This is a genomic window from Enterobacter sp. SENG-6 (assembly GCF_001605945.1).
Classification (GTDB): Bacteria; Pseudomonadota; Gammaproteobacteria; order Enterobacterales; family Enterobacteriaceae; genus Enterobacter; species Enterobacter cloacae.
On sequence record NZ_LOMM01000076.1, the window covers coordinates 139,058 to 158,978 of the forward strand.

The window sequence follows — 19,921 nt, forward strand, 5'->3', positions numbered from 1 at the left end:
GATCTTAACCCTCGAGGATAGTAAGGATTTTTTGTTGCAGGGCTTCGATACCGACGCCTGATACAAACGGCATCCCATGAACTACCGGAATGTCACCAAACGATCTGTCGACTTTTGCCGTGGTGCAGATCAGGTCTGCACCGTCCATATAGGTTTCAATTTCGGTCACCCGACACTGAACCAGATCCAGCGTTATGTTGTGGGCTTCACACAGTTCTTTGATCTCTTCAGCCGCCATGGTTGAGGTGGCTACGGCACCACCACAGGCAACAATAACTTTACGTTTCATAGGGTACTCCTTTTTATTATCAGTATGTTATGAAGCCTGTGCACAGGAGGCAGGCTCAAGGATAGTCTCCCGGAATTGCTCGGCCAGGCGATCGGCTGGCGTAGTCAGCAACATGTCCAGCGTGTCCGGGTTTTGTAGCTCGCTGAAAAGACGGCGCAGCAGTTTTATTTGCGCCGTAGGGTTTTCAACAATTAACGCGATAATGAGTGAAACCGCGACCTCTCCATCATCATCCGCCTGCTGAAAATTCACCGGTTTGTCCGGGCGAATCAGGTAAATCGCAGGGCTTTTGGCATGTACCGCTTCACAATGCGGGATCGCAACCGCATGGCGTTCGAGGGTAATGCCGGTGGGGTAGTTGAGCTCCCTTTCGAGAAGTGCGGCTGGGTAAGTGGCATGCACAACCCCTTTCGCCAGCATCTCCTCGCCAATATGTGCCAGCGCAAGCTGGCTATTTTCAAACTCAATTCCGGTACGGACAAAAACGTGACTCATAGACTCTCCGGGCATCAGACGTATTCAGGGGTACAGCCAAATCGATAGGCGCGTAATACATCCTGTATTTTGTCGATGATGAGATTTTGCGGCGTTGCAACGATCTCATTCATCGACAATCGTTCGAACTGAACGGGCATAAACTGGCTGATCAGCCCAAGTGGCAGTGGGGTGTTACTCAGGTTGGCGAGTAATTTCTTCACACCCTGACGGATACGCGGATGCGGCCAGTAGTAGCGAATGCGGTCAGACAAGCTGAAATGAATATCCACCATCGCCTGGCTCCAGGTCGGGCGGTAGTACTTCTTCCAGTAGTCCGGCTCGTTCAGCATCACTTCGTCGATCACCGCCAGCACGTGGCTGCGCTGCTCAGGAGCGATAAGTTCTTTCTCCATTTGCGCAAGGGCAAAGATGGCTTCACGCAGGGCAAAAGTGAGCGCCGGGCCAACTTTCAGGATCGCGAAGTGATCGCGTACCAGGGCGCGATAGGCCTGGCGGGTCTGGTAATCGGTCGAATGCGCCTCGTAGACCATCGGTGTCTGGCGGATCCAGCCGGAAAGCGCCTCTGCCGCGTGGGGCTGATAGTGAATAATTTGGGTATGGTCGAACTCCACGCCTGGTTGCACCACGATAGCAATCACGCGCGTCATGGCGTCTTCCAGACCGAGCTCGCTAAAGGCTACTCGATGGGTGTCCAGCGTCTGTGCAGCATCTTCGACACGGGTAACATGCACGCTGTTAATACTGCTGGCTTCTCCACCTGGTACGGGAACTTCAGTACCAATGACGTAGGTCAGTGCCGCCTTTTGTTCCTCCGTAGCCGTCTCTTCAGCTGCTTTACACAGCCGCGCAGCACGCTGTGCTACCACCACTGGCGCTAGCGGGATGGCGTCGTCGGCGCAGGACATGGATGCGTCCAGATGGATCTTGGTAAATCCCGCAGCGACATAGGCTTTGATCAGCTCAACGGATTTATCCATCGCGGCTTCCGCCGGTTCGTTTTGCCAGCAGTTAGGCCCCAGGTGATCCCCTCCAAGAATCAGGCGCTCTCGTGGAAAACCAACGTGTTTGGCAATGTTCAATACAAAATCGCGAAAATGGGCAGGAGTCATGCCGGTATAGCCACCAAACTGATTCACCTGATTCGAAGTGGCCTCAATCAGCACTTTATTGTTGGTGTTCAAATCAAACCGCAGTGCAGCTTCGATGACCAGCGGGTGAGCTGAACAGACAGAACAAATACCGAGGTGTTCTCCCGCCTTATGGCGGGCAATAATATCTTTCACAATTCCTCCGGGTCAGGACGTTAGAGTTTTCCTTCACAACCACAATCGATAATCACCTTGCGTACCACCTCTTGCATGGCACTTTTGGCTGGTACCATGTAATGACGCGGATCGCTGGCATCGGGATGTGAAGCGAGATAGGTTTTCAGCGCGTTTGAGAAGGCGATTTTGAGTTCTGTGGCGACATTGACTTTGCAGATCCCGAGGCTAATTGCCTTACGGATATCTTCTGTCGACAATCCTGAGGCACCGTGCAGTACCAGCGGAATATCAACCTGATTACGGATCTCTGCCAGGCGCTCGAAATCGAGCTTTGGCGTGGCTTTGTACAGGCCGTGCGCAGTGCCGATGGCAACAGCCAGCGAGTCGATACCCGTGAGTTCAACAAACTCACGCGCCTGTTGTGGGTTGGTGTAAAGCGCATCTTTACTGTCGACGACCAGGTCATCTTCCTGACCACCCAAACGCCCAAGTTCGGCCTCCACGCTAACGTCGTAGCGGTGGCAGTAGTCCGTCACTCTCTTCACCAGTGCCACATTTTCACTGAACGGATGATGAGATCCGTCGATCATTGCAGAGCGGATCCCGCTCTGTACTTTCTGCGCGATATCGTCGAAATCTTCGTGATGATCGAGGTGGATCGCCAGTGGCTGGTTGTACGTTTTGGCCAGATCGCTGGCGATGGCGACCACGTTCCCGGTTCCGGCATAGCTAAACGTACCGGGCGTACCCGCGACGATCAGGGGAGCTCGCATCTCAGAGGCCGTTTCGACGACCACCTGCAGCGTTTCGAGATTATGAATATTGAATGCCGGAACAGCGTAACCTTCACGCTGTGCCTTTATCAGCATCGCTTTCGACGAGATGATATACATCTTTCCTCCGAAACCTTTCGTTTTGTATAGGCGAAAGACAATATAGGGTTTCGGAATGGTTTTTTGTGATTGGTATCTTAAAAATGAAAGAATCGAAATGAAAGGTAAGAATGCGAAAGAATCGAAAGAAAAAAAAGCATGGCCGAAGCCATGCTATGGGAGGTTTTACAGTAAACTCACGTCACCGGCGCCGGGTTAAACACCGCCAGCTGATTGTGCAGCCCCCACTGGTCCGAGAAGGTTTTCTTCCTGCCGCTTGCCACATCCAGAATAAAGTGGAACAGCTTCCAGCCTACCTCTTCTATGCTCTCTTCCCCGGTGGCGATGGTGCCTGCGTTAATGTCCATTAAGTCATACCAGCGGTTAGCCAGCTCAGTGCGGGTGGCCATTTTAATCACAGGCACCGCCATCAGGCCGTACGGCGTACCGCGTCCGGTGGTAAAGACCTGCACCGTAATACCGGAAGCCACCTGCTGGGTGCCGCAAACAAAGTCACTGGCCGGGGTTGCCGCGTAGATCAGGCCGCGTTTCGTTGGACGCTGGCCCGGCGAGAGGACTTCTACAATGGCACTTTGACCGGATTTGGCGATAGAGCCGAGCGCTTTTTCCACCACGTTCGCCAGACCCCCTTTTTTGTTCCCCGGGGACGGGTTGGCGCTACGGTCGGTTTTTCCCATATTGAGGTAGTTATCGTACCAGGCCATCTCTTCGAGCAGGCGTTTGCCCACCTCTTCGTTGATGGCGCGTGGCGTGAGTAGATGGATGGCATCTCGCACTTCTGTCACTTCAGAGAACATCACCGTGGCCCCGCAGCGAACAAACAGGTCGGAGGCATAACCCACCGCCGGGTTGGCGGTCACGCCGGAAAACGCATCGCTGCCGCCACATTGTGTACCAATCACCAGCTCGGAAGCTGGGCAGGTCTCACGTTGACGCGTATTGAGTTTAGCCAGATGACGCTCTGCAACCTCAAGGATATCGTCAACCATCGAACGGAAACCAACGTGGCGTTCGTCCTGCAGACGTACAATGCTGGCCTCGTCGGCCGGAATGGCTTTTACATCCTCGGTGCCCTGCAGCAGGCGCTCAGGCTGTAGCTTTTCACACCCCAGGCCTATCACCATCACTTCGCCACCAAAGTTCGGGTTCAGGGCGATATTGTGGATAGTTCGGATTGGCACCACGGCCGCAGGGGCATTGATCGCCACGCCGCAGCCGTAAAGGTGATTCAGCCCCACCACGCCATCAACGTTCGGGTACTTTGGCAGCAGATCGCGCTCGATGAGTTTCACCACGTAATCCACCACGCCTGCCACACAGTGAACGCTGGTGGTAATGCCGAGCAGATTCTTGGTTCCAACGCTGCCGTCTGCGTTGCGATAGCCTTCAAAGGTGTACCCTTCCAGCGGTGGCAGCGGCTCCGGGACGCGGGTTGCCAGCGGCAGGGTGTTCAACGGTGGGGCTTCTGGCAGCTCAACCAGAGACTCATCAATCCAGCTGCCTTGCGGAATGGCACGGACGGCATAGCCAATGACTTCACCATAACGCACGATTTCACCCTGAGCCGGGATATCCACGAGCGCCACTTTATGCCCCTGCGGAATATGTTCAATCAGCTCCAGGCCATCCGGGAAGTGGGTTCCGGCTTTTAAGCCATTGTCGTTCACAATAATTGCCACATTATCCGTGTCGTGAACTTTTATATAGAACGCCGTCGGCAACGCTTGTCGAATTTCAATGTCGGCCATTGTTCAATATTCTCCAGCAAAGAATCTGATAATAAATACAGCCAATTTTCTTATGGCAAAAATAAAAACGCAGCTTGCGAAAATAGAGCATGTCAGGAGACAGAGCGTGAGAATGTGATCGCGATCGCTCCCGAACCAGTAATGGCTGATTCTGTGCATCAGCGCCCAGTGGTTTGTGCATATGCTCAAAATATTATTGAAACAGAGCGTAACACTTGAGCATTAAAACAATGTGCTGCCGGAAAGTGGCGATTATACTGAATGACGATTTTATCACGCCGAAATAGAGAGTAAATATAACGCTGGTAATAAATATACTGACCAGGGCTGCGGAATTAAAAAGGTAAATACGATGAATAACGCTATCTTCCCAAATAAATTTAAAGCGGCGCTTGCGGCGCACCAGATTCAAATTGGATGCTGGTCCGCACTGGCAAACCCAATCAGCACCGAAGTGCTGGGTCTGGCGGGGTTCGACTGGCTGGTGCTTGATGGCGAGCATGCGCCGAACGATATCAGCACCTTTATTCCGCAGCTGATGGCGCTCAAAGGCAGCCAGAGCGCGCCGGTGGTCCGCGTCCCCACGAACGAGCCGGTGATCATCAAGCGCCTGCTGGATATCGGCTTCTACAACTTCCTGATCCCGTTTGTCGAAACGCAGGAGGAGGCGGCACAGGCCGTGGCGTCAACACGCTATCCGCCGGAAGGGATCCGCGGCGTCTCCGTTTCGCATCGCGCCAACATGTTTGGCACCGTACCGGACTACTTTGCGCAGTCCAACAGCAACATCACCATTCTGGTACAGATTGAGAGTCAGCAGGGTGTCGATAACGTGGATGCCATCGCCGCCACCGAGGGCGTGGACGGCATTTTCGTCGGCCCAAGCGATCTGGCGGCCGCGTTTGGGCACCTGGGCAATGCGGGTCACCCGGATGTGCAGCGCGCCATTCAGCACATCTTTGCCCGCGCCAAAGCGCACGGCAAACCGTGTGGCATTCTGGCGCCGGTTGAAGCAGACGCACGCCGCTATCTGGAGTGGGGCGCGACCTTCGTTGCCGTCGGCAGCGACCTCGGCGTATTCCGTTCTGCGACGCAGAAATTAGCGGACGCTTTTAAAAAATAACCATCTTGAGGAAAACAGATTATGACGCTGAAAGTGGGTTTTATTGGCCTCGGCATTATGGGCAAACCAATGAGTAAAAACCTCATCAAAGCAGGATACTCCCTGGTGGTTTCAGACCATAATTCGCAGGCCGTGGCCGAAGTGATGGCGGCTGGCGCAGAAACCGCCACCACAGCCAAAGCCATTGCCGAGCAGTGCGATGTCATTATCACCATGCTGCCAAACTCTCCCCATGTAAAAGAGGTCGCGCTGGGTGAGAACGGCATTATCGAAGGCGCGAAGCCGGGTCTGGTGTTGATCGACATGAGCTCCATCGCACCGCTGGCCAGCCGGGAAATCAGCGAGGCGCTGAAAGCGAAAGGCGTCGAGATGCTCGATGCCCCGGTGAGCGGCGGCGAACCGAAAGCCATCGACGGCACGTTGTCGGTCATGGTCGGCGGCGATAAGGCGATTTTCGACAAATACTACGATCTGATGAAAGCGATGGCCGGTTCCGTGGTGCACACCGGGGAGATTGGCGCGGGTAACGTAACCAAGCTGGCAAACCAGGTGATTGTGGCGCTGAATATTGCCGCCATGTCGGAGGCGCTCACTCTGGCCACCAAAGCGGGCGTCAACCCGGATCTGGTTTACCAGGCGATCCGCGGTGGGCTGGCGGGTAGCACGGTGCTGGACGCTAAAGCGCCGATGGTGATGGATCGTAACTTCAAACCCGGTTTCCGTATCGACCTGCACATTAAAGATCTGGCTAACGCGCTGGACACTTCTCACGGCGTAGGGGCCCAACTGCCGCTGACCGCCGCCGTCATGGAGATGATGCAGGCGCTACGTGCTGATGGCCTGGGCACCGCTGACCACAGTGCCATTGCGTGCTACTACGAAAAACTGGCGAAGGTGGAAGTCTCCCGCTAATTTCGGCTTCCCTACAACCAAGGGTGACAGCGGCGTGCAAACCCACTATACTGCGCGCCGAAGCTGACCAGACAGTCGCCGCTTCGTCGTCGTCCACCTTCGGGTGGAGACGGGCGGAGGGGAGGAAAGTCCGGGCTCCATAGGGCAGGGTGCCAGGTAACGCCTGGGGGGGAAACCCACGACCAGTGCAACAGAGAGCAAACCGCCGATGGCCCACGCAAGTGGGATCAGGTAAGGGTGAAAGGGTGCGGTAAGAGCGCACCGCGCGGCTGGTAACAGTCCGTGGCACGGTAAACTCCACCCGGAGCAAGGCCAAATAGGGGTTCACATGGTACGGCCCGTACTGAACCCGGGTAGGCTGCTTGAGCCAGTGAGCGATTGCTGGCCTAGATGAATGACTGTCCACGACAGAACCCGGCTTATCGGTCAGCTTCAACTTCTTAGAAAACCCCGCTTCGGCGGGGTTTTTGCTTAATGGGTATGTACGCAGGTTAAGCGCAGTGCCACCCGGCCCCCAAACGACACCAATTCTCATATTTGCGACATTAAGCACATTTCACTGTGTTCTCCATTCATTTCCGCTCTGCTGTCTAATCCTGATCGTTATCACAAAATTTACCGCTAAAAAATCCTGAGTTTTGAGTATGATTAATTTGTTATGAATGTTAACTGGATGATCCCGAATGTTTTCATATTTGATATGTATATTTTGAAATTAAAAACATTCACCCTAAGAATGTGTGACGTATTCCACTCTTTCCCGAACCTCTGTCAAATTACGCCCGTAAATTTCGAAAAACTGAAAGAATGTTTCACATGAATAATGGCTATTTATTGTTCTTTAATTGCCTGAAAGATAGTCTTTATTGATTTTTTAAACGCAGCAAAATTTATCCGGGTTATCGCCATAAAATAAATTTATTACCGCCATTTTTGTTGATCAATATCAGCGTAATAGCGTATTTGGTTGGTTGTATTTTATTGATTTAAAAGGTTTTTAATGGGATCTGGTAGTTCCTGGTAAGGGTGCGAAAAGGCAAATTGTGAGTAACAGCACATACCCCCTGAAACAATATTGAGTAGAATCCACCCCGTCATAGGGAAATAAGCGCAGAATATTATGAACACTATTATTCTACCGAAAACACAGCACCTCGTGGTATTTCAGGAAGTCATTAAAAGTGGCTCCATAGGTTCTGCAGCAAGACAACTGGGTCTGACGCAACCCGCCGTCAGCAAAATTATCAGTGACATCGAATCTTACTTCGGTGTGGAAGTGATGGTACGTAAAAACACGGGTGTAAAACTGACGGCGGCGGGCCAGGTTCTGCTCTCGTACTCAGAGTCGATCACCCGTGAGATGAAAAACATGGTGAGCGAGATTAACAGCCTCAGTTTTAGCACCGTCATGGACGTCTCGTTTGGTTATCCCTCGCTGATTGGCTTCACGTTCCTCTCTGAAATGATCAAAAAATTCAAGGAAGTATTCCCGAAAGCGCGGGTCTCCATGTATGAAGCACAGCTCTCTTCTTTCCTTCCCGCCATTCGTGACGGGCGGCTGGACTTTGCCATCGGCACGCTGAGTGATGAAATGCTGCTGCAGGATCTGCATGTCGAGCCGCTGTTCGAGTCTGAATTTGTGCTGGTGGTCAGCAAATCACGAACGTGCACCGCCCCGACGACACTGGCATCGCTCACCCATGAGCAGTGGGTGATGCCGCAAACCGACATGGGCTACTACAAAGAACTTCTGACCACCCTGCAAGACAACCACATCAGTATTGAAAACATCGTCCAGACCGATTCCGTCGTCACCATTTATAACCTTGTCCTCAATGCCGACTACCTGACGGTGATCCCCCGCGACATGATTGCGCCGTTCGGTTCAGACCAGTTTATTGTGCTACCAGTGGAAGATGAATTACCGGTAGCACGCTATGCCGCCGTGTGGTCAAAAAATTACAGAATTAAAAAATCAGCGTCAGTGTTAGTTGAGCTGGCGAAACAATATGCGTCACTGACCAGTGAACGACGACGATGAATAATTAATTTCCAAATAAGTAATTCCTGTTTTTGAAAAACACCCCAGAGCTTATTTTAGCTGTGCTCTGATACCCTGACTTTGCCCGAAAAGAATGAATTATTATAACGAGGATATTATGCATATTACCTACGATCTCCCGGTAACCATTGAAGATATTCAGGACGCCAGAAAACGACTGGCAGGAAAGATATATAAAACCGGCATGCCGCGCTCGAATTATCTCAGCGAACGCTGTAAGGGTGAAATCTTTCTGAAGTTTGAAAATATGCAGCGTACCGGCTCCTTCAAAATTCGCGGCGCGTTTAATAAATTAAGCTCGCTGACCGATGCTGAAAGACGTAAAGGGGTTGTGGCCTGCTCTGCGGGAAACCATGCGCAGGGCGTCTCCCTTTCCTGTGCCATGCTCGGCATCGACGGCAAAGTGGTGATGCCTATGGGCGCGCCAAAATCCAAAGTTGCCGCCACGCGTGACTACTCGGCGGAAGTGGTGCTGCACGGCGAGAACTTCAACGACACGATCGCCAAAGTGAGCGAAATCGTTGAGATGGAAGGGCGTATTTTTATCCCGCCTTACGATGACCCGAAAGTGATCGCCGGCCAGGGCACGATCGGCCTCGAAATTCTCGAAGATTTATACGATGTGGATAACGTTATTGTGCCCATCGGTGGTGGCGGGTTAATTGCTGGCATCGCAACGGCAATAAAATCGATTAACCCGACCATTAATATTATCGGCGTACAGTCTGAAAACGTTCACGGCATGGCGGCGTCGTATCAGGCGGGTGAAATTATTAACCATCGGGTTACCGGCACATTAGCAGACGGCTGCGACGTTTCTCGACCGGGTAAATTAACCTTCGAAATTGTTCGTGAATTAGTCGACGACATTGTGCTGGTCAGCGAAGACGATATTCGTAACAGCATGATTGCGTTAATTCAGCGAAACAAAGTGGTGACCGAAGGGGCGGGGGCGCTGGCCTGCGCGGCGTTATTGAGCGGCAAGCTCGACCATTATATTCATGGGCGCAAAACCGTCTGCATTATTTCCGGCGGCAATATCGATCTCTCTCGTGTTTCCCAAATTACCGGCTTCGTTGACGCATAAGGATGACCTATGAGCAACACTGAAAGCATTATCGTTGGCCAGACAAAAACGTCCTCCTGGCGTAAGTCAGACACCACCTGGACGCTGGGATTGTTTGGTACCGCCATTGGCGCAGGCGTGCTGTTCTTCCCTATTCGTGCAGGTTTTGGCGGCTTGATCCCTATCCTGCTGATGCTGCTTCTCGCGTTCCCGATTGCGTTCTACTGCCACCGCGCGCTGGCGCGTCTGTGCCTGTCCGGTAGCAACGTTTCCGGCAATATCACCGAAACGGTGGAGGAGCATTTTGGTAAAACAGGCGGAGTGGTCATCACGTTCCTCTACTTCTTCGCCATTTGCCCGCTGCTGTGGATTTACGGCGTCACCATTACCAACACCTTTATGACCTTCTGGGAAAACCAGCTCCAGATGCCGGCGCTAAACCGCGGCGTGGTGGCGCTGTTCCTGCTGCTGATGATGGCCTTTGTGATCTGGTTCGGTAAAGACCTGATGGTGAAGGTCATGAGCTATCTGGTATTCCCGTTTATCGCCAGTCTGGTGCTGATTTCCCTGTCGCTGATCCCTTACTGGAACTCGGCGGTGATCGACCAGGTTAACCTGAGCGATATCGCCTTCACCGGCCATGATGGCATTCTGGTGACGGTGTGGCTGGGGATCTCCATCATGGTCTTCTCCTTTAACTTCTCACCGATTGTCTCCTCGTTTGTGGTCTCCAAGCGCGAAGAGTACGAACCGGAGTTCGGTAAAGACTTCACCGAGCAGAAATGTTCCAGAATCATCGGCCGCGCCAGCCTGCTGATGGTCGCCGTGGTGATGTTCTTCGCCTTTAGCTGCCTGTTTACGCTCTCTCCGCAGAACATGGCTGATGCCAAAGCGCAGAACATTCCGGTGCTCTCTTATCTGGCGAACCATTTTGCGTCGATGTCAGGCACCAAATCGACGTTTGCGACGGTGCTGGAATACGGCGCCTCTATCATCGCGCTGGTCGCAATCTTCAAATCTTTCTTCGGCCACTATCTGGGCACGCTGGAAGGGCTGAACGGCCTGATCCTGAAGTTCGGGTACAAGGGCGATAAGAAGAAGGTCTCGGTGGGCAAACTGAACACCATCAGCATGGTCTTCATCATGGGCTCCACCTGGGTTGTCGCGTATGCCAACCCGAACATTCTGGACCTTATTGAGGCCATGGGAGCACCCATCATCGCTTCTCTGCTGTGCCTGCTGCCGATGTATGCCATCCGCAAAGCCCCGGCAATGGCGAAGTATAAGGGCAGACCCGAGAACATCTTCATCACCGTTGTCGGCCTGCTGACCATTCTGAACATCGTTTACAAACTGTTCTAAATCAATGCTCAGGAAGAGCGGAGTCACACCATGATTGAGTTTCCGGTTGTACTGGTTATTAACTGCGGTTCGTCCTCTGTTAAGTTTTCAGTGCTCGATGCCAGCAGCTGCGATGCCCTGATGACGGGCATTGCCGACGGTATCAACACTGAAAAAGCCTTTATTTCCGTGAACGGGGGTGAGCCAGCCACACTGGCTCACCATGACTACGAAGGGGCGCTGGCTGCCATCGCCCTGGAGCTGGAGAAGCGTGACCTGATGAGCAGCGTGGCCTTAATTGGCCACCGCATAGCCCACGGCGGTGAACGCTTCAGCGAGTCGACCCTTATCACGGAGCAGGTTATCAACGAGATCCGCCAGGTTTCTTCTCTGGCACCACTGCACAACTACGCCAACTTAAGCGGTGTGGAAGCGGCGGAACGCCTGTTCCCGAACGTTCAGCAGGTGGCGGTGTTTGACACCAGTTTCCATCAGACGCTGCCGCCGCAGGCGTATCTTTACGGGTTGCCGTACCGCTATTTTGAGGAGCTGGGCGTGCGGCGCTACGGTTTTCACGGCACTTCCCACCGCTACGTTGCCGGGCAGGCGCATGCGCTTCTCGGACTTTCACCGGACGACAGCGGGTTAGTGATTGCCCACCTGGGTAATGGCGCGTCGATTTGCGCGGTTCGTAATGGCAAAAGCGTCGATACCTCGATGGGGATGACGCCGCTGGAAGGGCTGATGATGGGCACGCGCTGTGGCGACGTGGATTTTGGCGCGATGGCGTGGATTGCCCAGCAAACCGGCCAGTCGTTCGAGGATCTGGAGCGTGTGGTTAACAAAGAATCTGGCTTGCTGGGGATCTCCGGGATTTCCGCCGATCTCAGGACGCTGGAAAAAGCCTGGCGCGAGGCAAACCCGCGGGCGCAGCTGGCGATAAACACCTTTGTGCACCGCATTGCACGGCATATCGCCGGCCACGCGGCGTCGCTGCATCGCCTGGACGGGGTGGTGTTTACCGGAGGGATTGGCGAGAACTCTACGCTCATCCGCAGGCTGGTAGCAGAACATCTCAAGGTCTTTGGCATTATCCTCGACGAGATCCGCAACGCCCTGCCTGGCAGCGGGGGTGAACGCATCATCAGCGCCGATACGTCCCGCGTGGCGTGTGCGGTGATCCCTACCAATGAAGAAAAAATGATCGCGCTGGACGCCCTCCGTCTTGGGAAGGTTACCCCGGCTGCGGCTTACGCCTGACAGAGCGAGAATCTCATGAAAGTAATGATTGATACGCGCGTTGCGCCCTACAGCGACGCATGGGCCGGGTTTCGCGGTGAAGAATGGAAAGACGCCGTTAACGTGCGCGATTTTATTCAGCATAACTACACCCCTTATGAAGGCGACGAAACTTTCCTCGCGCAGGCGACGCCAGCAACGACGGCGCTGTGGCAAAAGGTGATGGTGGGGATTCGCCAGGAAAATGCCACCCACGCCCCGGTGGATTTCGATACCAACATCGCCACCACCATTACCGCTCACGGACCGGGCTATATCGACCGGGAGCTGGAGACCATCGTCGGCCTGCAAACCGATAAGCCGCTCAAGCGTGCCCTGCATCCGTATGGTGGGATCAACATGATCCGCAGCTCGTTCGAAGCCTACGGCCGCGAGATGGATCCGCAGTTCGAATACCTGTTTACCGACCTGCGTAAAACCCATAACCAGGGCGTGTTTGACGTCTACTCGCCGGAGATGATGCGTTGCCGTAAATCGGGCGTACTGACCGGGCTGCCGGACGGCTACGGACGCGGGCGCATCATCGGCGACTACCGCCGCGTGGCGCTGTACGGCATCAGCTATCTGGTGCGTGAGCGTGAACTGCAGTTCGCGGATCTGCAGCCGAGACTGGAACGCGGCGAGGATCTGGAGGCGACGATCCGCCTGCGCGAAGAGCTGGCGGAGCATAAGCGTGCGCTGCTGCAGATCCAGCAGATGGCGGCGAACTACGGCTTTGATATCTCGCGTCCGGCGATGAACGCGCAAGAAGCGGTGCAGTGGCTGTACTTTGCCTACCTGGCCGCGGTGAAATCCCAGAACGGTGGGGCGATGTCGCTGGGGCGCACCGCGTCATTCCTCGATATCTACATTGAGCGCGATATGCAGGCCGGACGCCTGAGCGAGGTACAGGCCCAGGAGCTGATCGACCACTTCATCATGAAGATCCGCATGGTGCGTTTCCTGCGTACGCCGGAGTTCGACACGCTCTTCTCTGGCGATCCGATCTGGGCGACAGAGGTGATCGGCGGGATGGGGCTGGACGGCCGCACGCTGGTGACCAAAAACAGCTTCCGCTACCTGCACACGCTGCACACCATGGGGCCTGCGCCAGAGCCAAACCTGACGATCCTGTGGTCTGAACAACTGCCGATCGCGTTCAAGAAATACGCCGCGCAGGTCTCGATTGTCACCTCGTCGCTGCAGTATGAGAACGACGATCTGATGCGTGCCGACTTCAATAGCGACGACTACGCTATTGCCTGCTGCGTCAGCCCGATGGTGATCGGCAAGCAGATGCAGTTCTTTGGTGCCCGCGCCAACCTCGCCAAAACGCTGCTGTATGCGATCAACGGCGGGGTGGATGAGAAGCTGAAGATCCAGGTCGGGCCGAAAACCGCGCCGCTGCTGGACGAGGTGCTGGACTACGACACCGTGATGGCGAGCCTGGATCACTTTATGGACTGGCTGGCGGTACAGTACATCAGCGCGCTGAATCTCATTCACTACATGCATGATAAGTACAGCTACGAAGCCTCGCTGATGGCGCTGCACGATCGGGACGTCTACCGCACCATGGCCTGCGGTATCGCCGGACTGTCGGTGGCCGCCGATTCCCTGTCGGCCATTAAATATGCGACGGTGAAACCGGTGCGCGACCATACCGGTCTGGCGGTCGATTTTGTCATTGAAGGGGATTATCCGCAGTACGGTAACAACGACGATCGCGTGGACAGCATCGCCTGTGACCTGGTGGAGCGCTTTATGAAGAAAATTCAGGCGTTACCAACCTATCGTAACGCGGTGCCGACCCAGTCGATCCTGACCATCACCTCGAACGTGGTGTACGGCCAGAAGACCGGCAACACGCCAGACGGACGCCGGGGCGGCACGCCGTTTGCGCCGGGTGCCAACCCAATGCACGGACGTGACAGAAAAGGGGCAGTGGCGTCGTTAACCTCGGTTGCCAAGTTGCCGTTCACCTACGCCAAGGATGGGATCTCTTACACCTTCTCCATCGTGCCGCAGGCGCTGGGCAAGGATGAGCTGGTACGCAAAACCAACCTTGTGGGGCTGCTGGACGGGTATTTCCACCACGAAACAGCCATCGAGGGCGGGCAGCATCTGAACGTCAACGTCATGAACCGGGAAATGCTGCTGGACGCCATTGAGCACCCGGAAAATTACCCGAACCTGACGATCCGCGTTTCGGGGTATGCGGTGCGGTTTAATGCCCTGACGCGCGAGCAGCAGCAGGATGTGATTTCAAGGACGTTTACGCAGGTGATGTAATCCAGGCTAAGGCGGGCCTCCCCTTTGGGGAGGCTTTTAATTTCGTGAATGCCATCACGTTTAGAAAATATCCACCTTATTGAGTATTTCAAAAGCAAATCTTCCTCCAGCATTAGAAAAGCCCTATTTATTTTGTGACTTTTTTCTCCCTCTCTCCGGCTATGATTTTCTCACACTAACAACAAGCACCTGCACTCTCTGACTTGCCATCGCTGGCGAACGGAAACCTATAAAAATTAATCAGTTACCCTACAAAAAAGCGAGTGCCTTATGGATACGGCTACAAACAGCAGTGTGATTGTGAATGATTCCCCCGCGGCAAGGCGGGCGGGAATGCGTGAGAGCGAATGGCGCGAGGCGATCAAGTTCGACAGTATCGATACGGGCTGGGTCATCATGAGTATCGGGATGGCCATCGGCGCGGGGATTGTTTTTCTCCCGGTGCAGGTCGGATTAATGGGGCTGTGGGTCTTTTTGCTCTCGTCCGTGATTGGATATCCGGCGATGTATTTATTCCAGCGCCTGTTTATTAATACGCTGGCGGAATCACCGGAATGCAAAGATTATCCGAGCGTCATTAGCGGATATCTCGGGAAAAACTGGGGCATCTTATTAGGCGCACTCTATTTTGTAATGCTGGTCATCTGGATGTTTGTCTATTCCACCGCCATTACCAACGACAGCGCCTCTTATTTGCAGACCTTTGGCGTTACCGACGGGCTACTCTCAGAAAACCCGTTCTACGGGTTAGTGCTGATCTGTATTCTGGTGGCCATCTCTTCCCGCGGTGAAAAGCTGCTGTTTAAAGTCTCCAGCCTGATGGTGTTGACCAAGCTATTTGTGGTTGCCGCGCTGGGCTTGTCGATGATTGGCCTCTGGCATTTAGCCAACGTAGGCATGCTGCCGCCGATGGGGCTGCTGATTAAAAATGCCATCATTACGCTTCCCTTTACCTTAACCTCAATTCTGTTTATTCAGACCTTAAGCCCGATGGTGATCTCCTACCGTTCACGGGAAAAGTCCGTTGAGGTGGCGCGTCATAAAGCGCTGCGGGCCATGAATATCGCCTTTGGCGTGCTGTTTGTGACGGTATTCTTCTACGCCGTCTCCTTCACACTGGCGATGGGGCACGATGAAGCGGTAAAAGCCTATGAGCAGAACATCTCTGCCCTGGCGATTGCGGCGCAGTTTATCAGCGGAGAGGGTGCGGGCTGGGTCAAAATCGTCAGCGTGATCCTCAATATCTTTGCTGTTATGACGGCGTTCTTCGGCGTCTATCTTGGCTTTCGCGAGGCCACGCAGGGCATCGTGATGAACATTCTGCGTCGCAAAATGCCGGCAGAGAAAATTAATGAAAACACCGTCCAGCGTGGGATTATGCTGTTCGCCATCCTGCTGGCCTGGAGCGCGATTGTGTTAAACGCGCCGGTGCTGAGCTTCACGTCTATTTGCAGCCCCATCTTCGGCATGGTGGGCTGTCTGATCCCTGCATGGCTGGTCTACAAGGTACCCGCCCTGCATAAATATAAAGGCGTATCACTGGTGATTATCATCATTACCGGGCTGCTGCTTTGTGTTTCTCCTTTCCTCGCATTCTCCTGAGGAGCAATTAAGGTCGTAACGATGTCTGAGCAAACTAACCCTTTATGGAATCATTTTATTCGCGCGGTGCAGGAAGAGGTTAAACCTGCGTTGGGGTGCACTGAACCTATCTCTCTGGCGCTGGCCTGTGCGATAGCCGCTGAGCACCTGCCCGGTGAGGTGACGCGCATTGAAGCATGGGTATCGCCCAATCTGATGAAAAACGGGCTTGGCGTAACGGTACCCGGCACCGGCATGGTCGGGCTACCCATTGCGGCGGCGCTGGGAGCGACGGGCGGGAATGCCCGCGCCGGGCTGGAGGTGCTAAAAGGGGCGTCAGCCGATGCGCTGGAACGCGCCAAAGCCCTGCTCAACGCGGGTCAGGTCCAGGTGAAACTGCAGGTGCCGTGCGAGGAAATCCTCTATTCGCGCGCCTGTGTTTATGCCGGAGAGGCCTCGGCCATGGTGACCATCGCAGGCGGGCATACTCGCGTGGTGGAGGTGGTCTGTGAGGGCGAAACACGCTTCACCCGTGATGAACAGCCGGGAGAGGCGGGTGACGATCCGCTGGAGGTGTTCTCTCACACCACGCTGTCGGCGATCCTCACGTTCGTGGAGCAGGTTCCGTGTGAGGCGATCCGCTTTATTCTGCAGGCGGGGCAGCTTAACGATGCCCTTTCTCGTGAAGGGCTGAGCGGAAAATGGGGGCTGCATATTGGCGCGACGCTGAATAAGCAGCGTATGCGCGGATGGATGGCGAAGGATGTTGGCTCGGACATTGTTATCCGCACCAGCGCGGCCTCTGACGCCCGAATGGGCGGTGCTACGCTTCCGGCAATGAGCAATTCGGGGTCCGGCAATCAGGGGATCACCGCCACCATGCCGGTAGTGGTTGTGGCGGAGCACGTTCAGGCTGATGAGGAACGGCTGGCCAGAGCGCTGATGCTGTCCCATCTTTCGGCGATCTATATCCACGCCCAGCTTCCGCGCCTGTCGGCGCTGTGCGCTGCGACAACCGCAGCGATGGGGGCGGCAGCCGGCATGGCCTGGCTGATGGGGGGAAACTATCAAACGATCGCGATGGCCATCAGCAGTATGATCGGTGACGTCAGCGGGATGATTTGCGACGGTGCATCCAACAGCTGCGCGATGAAAGTCTCAACCAGCGTCAGCAGTGCCTGGAAAGCGGTGATGATGGCGCTGGATGAGTCTGCCGTGACGGGCAATGAAGGGATTGTGGCGCACGATGTGGAGCAGTCTATCTCTAACCTGTGCGCGTTAGCGTGCCGCTCAATGCAGGCAACGGACCGGCAGATTATTGAGATTATGGCGAGTAAGGTGTAGCGAGTTCAGGGGCTCGATCGGTTCCCTCTCCCTGTGGGAGAGGGTTAGGGTGAGGGCATTCTCTACACCGGCAAATCAATCAGCAGTGCACGCAGCGGCGTATCGGCCACCAGCGTAATATTCGCTTCATCACGAATAAATGCCCCGTCGCCGCAGGTGAGCGCCTCTTTCTCTTCCGTGTGCGTTACCGCATGCACCGTACCGTGAATCGATTGCAGGTAGGCGCGTGGGCCATGAAGCTGGAAGCTCGCCTGTTCACCTTTCTTCAGTTCGATATGGTGTAGCCACACCTGTTGACGCAGTTGCAGGCTGCCTTTGCTCCCGTCCGGAGAAGCGAGCAGCTGTTGCTTTTCGCTCTGCAGATCGATTTTTTGCACCAGCGGATTTTCCCGCTCAGGGCAGGCATCCAGCCACAGCTGCATGCGGGTCAGCGTTTTGTCTTTGCTGAGATTATGCTCGCTATAGCTAATGCCCGGCTGCGTGGAAATTAACAGCGCTTCGCCAGCCTTTGCCTGGACATGATTGCCCTCGCTATCGCGGTATTCTGCCTCGCCTTCCAGGATCAGGTTCAGGATATCGACTTTCGGATACGTACGCGGCTGGAAGGAGGCGCCCGGGGCGAGCACTTCCTGATTTAACACGCGCAGTGAAGCGTAACCGAGGAGTTTAGGGTCAAAGTAGTGTCCAAAGGAAAAGGTGTAGCGGGCCTGCAGCCAACCGAAATCGGCTTGTCCGCACTGTTTAGCTGTTCTTGTCGTAATCATAAACTTGACCTCTCTTTACACTAAAACAATGGTAAAGGTATGGACGCTTCATTGTTAGCCAGATATTCTGCCCGGTATGTTCAAATTTCCTGAATGAGAACGAGATGGCTAAAGAGAGAGCATTGACGCTTGAGGCGCTTCGCGTCATGGACGCGATTGACAGGCGTGGCAGCTTTGCCGCCGCGGCAGATGAACTGGGGCGCGTTCCGTCTGCGCTCAGCTATACCATGCAAAAGCTGGAGGAAGAGCTGGACGTGGTGCTCTTTGACCGTTCCGGTCATCGAACAAAATTCACGAACGTTGGACGGATGCTGCTGGAACGTGGCCGCGTACTGCTGGAAGCGGCGGATAAACTGACGACGGACGCCGAGGCGCTGGCACGCGGCTGGGAAACCCACCTGACGCTGGTCACTGAGGCTCTGGTGCCTACCGAGGCGTTATTCCCGCTGGTGGACAGGCTGGCAGACAAAGCGAACACGCAGCTTTCGATCATCACCGAGGTGCTGGCAGGCGCGTGGGAGCGTCTGGAGACGGGCAGGGCGGATATCGTGATTGCGCCGGATATGCACTTCCGTTCATCGTCAGAGATCAACTCCCGCAAACTCTACAGCGTGATGAACGTTTACGTCGCCGCGCCAAATCACCCGATTCACCAGGAGCCGGAGCCGCTTTCTGAAGTGACGCGCGTGAAGTACAGGGGCGTGGCGGTTGCGGATACCGCGCGTGAACGACCGGTGCTAACGGTGCAGTTGCTGGATAAACAGCCGCGTCTGACGGTCACATCGCTGGAAGATAAGCGCCAGGCATTGCTGGCAGGACTGGGCGTGGCGACCATGCCGTATCCGTTTGTTGAAAAAGACATTGCTGAAGGGCGTCTGCGCGTCGTCAGCCCGGAGTACACCAGCGAAGTGGATATCATTATGGCGTGGCGTCGCGACAGCATGGGCGAAGCCAAATCGTGGTGTTTGCGAGAAATTCCAAAGCTCTTTGCGCATCACAACAAATAAAAGTGTAAGCCCGATGTGCCTAAGCGCCATCGGGCATAAATTTACGCGCCGATCTTCGGATCCGGACCAAAGCGGTTTTCACCCGGCGTCCCGCTCTGACAGTTGAAGATTAAAATAATGAGCCAGCCAATAATCGGGATCAACAGCAGCAGTAACCACCAGGCGGAACGATCGGTGTCGTGCAGGCGTCGGAATAGCACAGCCCATGACGGTATCAAAACCAGCACACTATAAATGGCTGTAAGAATCCCTTCACCGCTAGAGCCCTCCCAGCCAAGAATTTTATCCACAATCCCCAGCACCATAATAAGAACGGAGTTCACCAGAATGAACATCCAGTACTCTTTGCGGCGGGCGCGGCCACCAAAACCAAAATAATTGCGCAGTACGTTTAAATACCAATCCATTTCCTTGCCTCATTTATCAGTCAATCACTTGTTTTCTAAGCGATCGAGGTA

At 54.5% G+C, this 19,921-nt stretch carries 17 protein-coding genes and 1 other RNA gene; 11 read left to right on the forward strand and 7 right to left on the reverse strand.

Annotated elements, in window-relative coordinates; all coding sequences use genetic code 11:
- Nucleotides 1-4: 4 nt before the first annotated feature.
- The 5 genes from gatB to garD all read right to left on the reverse strand — a co-directional run bounded on the left by gatB (nucleotide 5) and on the right by garD (nucleotide 4,693).
- Entirely contained in the window at nucleotides 5-289 is a 285-nt protein-coding gene (gene gatB / locus AX755_RS22300) for a PTS galactitol transporter subunit IIB (protein WP_058651412.1), read from the reverse strand.
- Between the two features lie 27 nt (nucleotides 290-316).
- On the reverse strand, nucleotides 317-784 hold the full coding sequence (gatA, locus tag AX755_RS22305; protein ID WP_062857467.1) for a PTS galactitol transporter subunit IIA: 468 nt from the start codon (nucleotides 782-784) through the stop codon (nucleotides 317-319).
- Nucleotides 785-798: 14 nt separating this feature from the next.
- Nucleotides 799-2,070 carry a tagatose-bisphosphate aldolase subunit GatZ gene (gatZ, locus tag AX755_RS22310; RefSeq protein ID WP_062857468.1) on the reverse strand — a complete coding sequence of 424 codons (1,272 nt, stop codon included), beginning with the start codon at nucleotides 2,068-2,070 and terminating at the stop codon, nucleotides 799-801.
- A gap of 20 nt (nucleotides 2,071-2,090) precedes the next feature.
- Nucleotides 2,091-2,945, reverse strand: coding sequence for a tagatose bisphosphate family class II aldolase (locus AX755_RS22315; protein WP_061771564.1), 855 nt, complete (start codon nucleotides 2,943-2,945; stop codon nucleotides 2,091-2,093).
- Nucleotides 2,946-3,121: 176 nt separating this feature from the next.
- The gene (gene garD / locus AX755_RS22320) at nucleotides 3,122-4,693 is read right to left on the reverse strand and encodes a galactarate dehydratase (protein ID WP_062857469.1); all 1,572 of its coding nucleotides are present in this window, start codon (nucleotides 4,691-4,693) and stop codon (nucleotides 3,122-3,124) included.
- A gap of 352 nt (nucleotides 4,694-5,045) precedes the next feature.
- On the opposite strand from garD, the gene garL reads away from it, so the two are divergent.
- The 10 genes from garL (at nucleotide 5,046) to AX755_RS22370 (ending at nucleotide 17,692) form a co-directional block, all read left to right on the forward strand.
- On the forward strand, nucleotides 5,046-5,816 hold the full coding sequence (gene garL / locus AX755_RS22325) for a 2-dehydro-3-deoxyglucarate aldolase (protein WP_013098883.1): 771 nt from the start codon (nucleotides 5,046-5,048) through the stop codon (nucleotides 5,814-5,816).
- Nucleotides 5,817-5,837: 21 nt separating this feature from the next.
- On the forward strand, nucleotides 5,838-6,728 hold the full coding sequence (garR, locus tag AX755_RS22330) for a 2-hydroxy-3-oxopropionate reductase (RefSeq protein ID WP_062857470.1): 891 nt from the start codon (nucleotides 5,838-5,840) through the stop codon (nucleotides 6,726-6,728).
- Nucleotides 6,729-6,787: 59 nt separating this feature from the next.
- Nucleotides 6,788-7,166, forward strand: an RNA gene (gene rnpB / locus AX755_RS22335) — RNase P RNA component class A.
- Nucleotides 7,167-7,848: 682 nt separating this feature from the next.
- The gene (gene tdcA / locus AX755_RS22340; protein ID WP_023621426.1) at nucleotides 7,849-8,769 is read left to right on the forward strand and encodes a transcriptional regulator TdcA; all 921 of its coding nucleotides are present in this window, start codon (nucleotides 7,849-7,851) and stop codon (nucleotides 8,767-8,769) included.
- Nucleotides 8,770-8,887: 118 nt separating this feature from the next.
- Nucleotides 8,888-9,877, forward strand: coding sequence for a bifunctional threonine ammonia-lyase/L-serine ammonia-lyase TdcB (gene tdcB / locus AX755_RS22345; protein ID WP_062857491.1), 990 nt, complete (start codon nucleotides 8,888-8,890; stop codon nucleotides 9,875-9,877).
- Nucleotides 9,878-9,886: 9 nt separating this feature from the next.
- Complete coding sequence (tdcC, locus tag AX755_RS22350; RefSeq protein WP_062857471.1) at nucleotides 9,887-11,218, forward strand: threonine/serine transporter TdcC; 1,332 nt, start codon at nucleotides 9,887-9,889, stop codon at nucleotides 11,216-11,218.
- Between the two features lie 30 nt (nucleotides 11,219-11,248).
- Nucleotides 11,249-12,457 (forward strand): propionate kinase, encoded by a 1,209-nt coding sequence (gene tdcD, locus AX755_RS22355; RefSeq protein ID WP_062857472.1) that lies wholly within the window; start codon nucleotides 11,249-11,251, stop codon nucleotides 12,455-12,457.
- Nucleotides 12,458-12,472: 15 nt separating this feature from the next.
- Nucleotides 12,473-14,767: a formate C-acetyltransferase gene (gene pflB / locus AX755_RS22360; RefSeq protein WP_062857473.1), complete on the forward strand. Its 2,295-nt coding sequence runs from the start codon at nucleotides 12,473-12,475 to the stop codon at nucleotides 14,765-14,767.
- A 270-nt stretch (nucleotides 14,768-15,037) separates the two neighbouring features.
- On the forward strand, nucleotides 15,038-16,369 hold the full coding sequence (locus AX755_RS22365) for an amino acid permease (RefSeq protein WP_062857474.1): 1,332 nt from the start codon (nucleotides 15,038-15,040) through the stop codon (nucleotides 16,367-16,369).
- 21 nt (nucleotides 16,370-16,390) lie between these two features.
- Complete coding sequence (locus tag AX755_RS22370; RefSeq protein WP_058681006.1) at nucleotides 16,391-17,692, forward strand: L-cysteine desulfidase family protein; 1,302 nt, start codon at nucleotides 16,391-16,393, stop codon at nucleotides 17,690-17,692.
- Nucleotides 17,693-17,754: 62 nt separating this feature from the next.
- Here the strand turns inward: AX755_RS22370 and AX755_RS22375 are convergent, their stop codons facing one another.
- Nucleotides 17,755-18,456 (reverse strand): pirin family protein, encoded by a 702-nt coding sequence (locus tag AX755_RS22375; protein ID WP_062857475.1) that lies wholly within the window; start codon nucleotides 18,454-18,456, stop codon nucleotides 17,755-17,757.
- Nucleotides 18,457-18,560: 104 nt separating this feature from the next.
- Here AX755_RS22375 and AX755_RS22380 point away from each other — a divergent pair, with 104 nt between their 5' ends.
- A complete protein-coding gene (locus AX755_RS22380; protein ID WP_014885334.1) occupies nucleotides 18,561-19,463 on the forward strand; it encodes a LysR family transcriptional regulator in 903 nt (300 codons plus the stop codon).
- A 41-nt stretch (nucleotides 19,464-19,504) separates the two neighbouring features.
- On the opposite strand, the gene AX755_RS22385 is transcribed toward AX755_RS22380, so the two are convergent.
- On the reverse strand, nucleotides 19,505-19,870 hold the full coding sequence (locus AX755_RS22385) for a DUF805 domain-containing protein (RefSeq protein ID WP_029883514.1): 366 nt from the start codon (nucleotides 19,868-19,870) through the stop codon (nucleotides 19,505-19,507).
- Nucleotides 19,871-19,921: the final 51 nt, after the last annotated feature.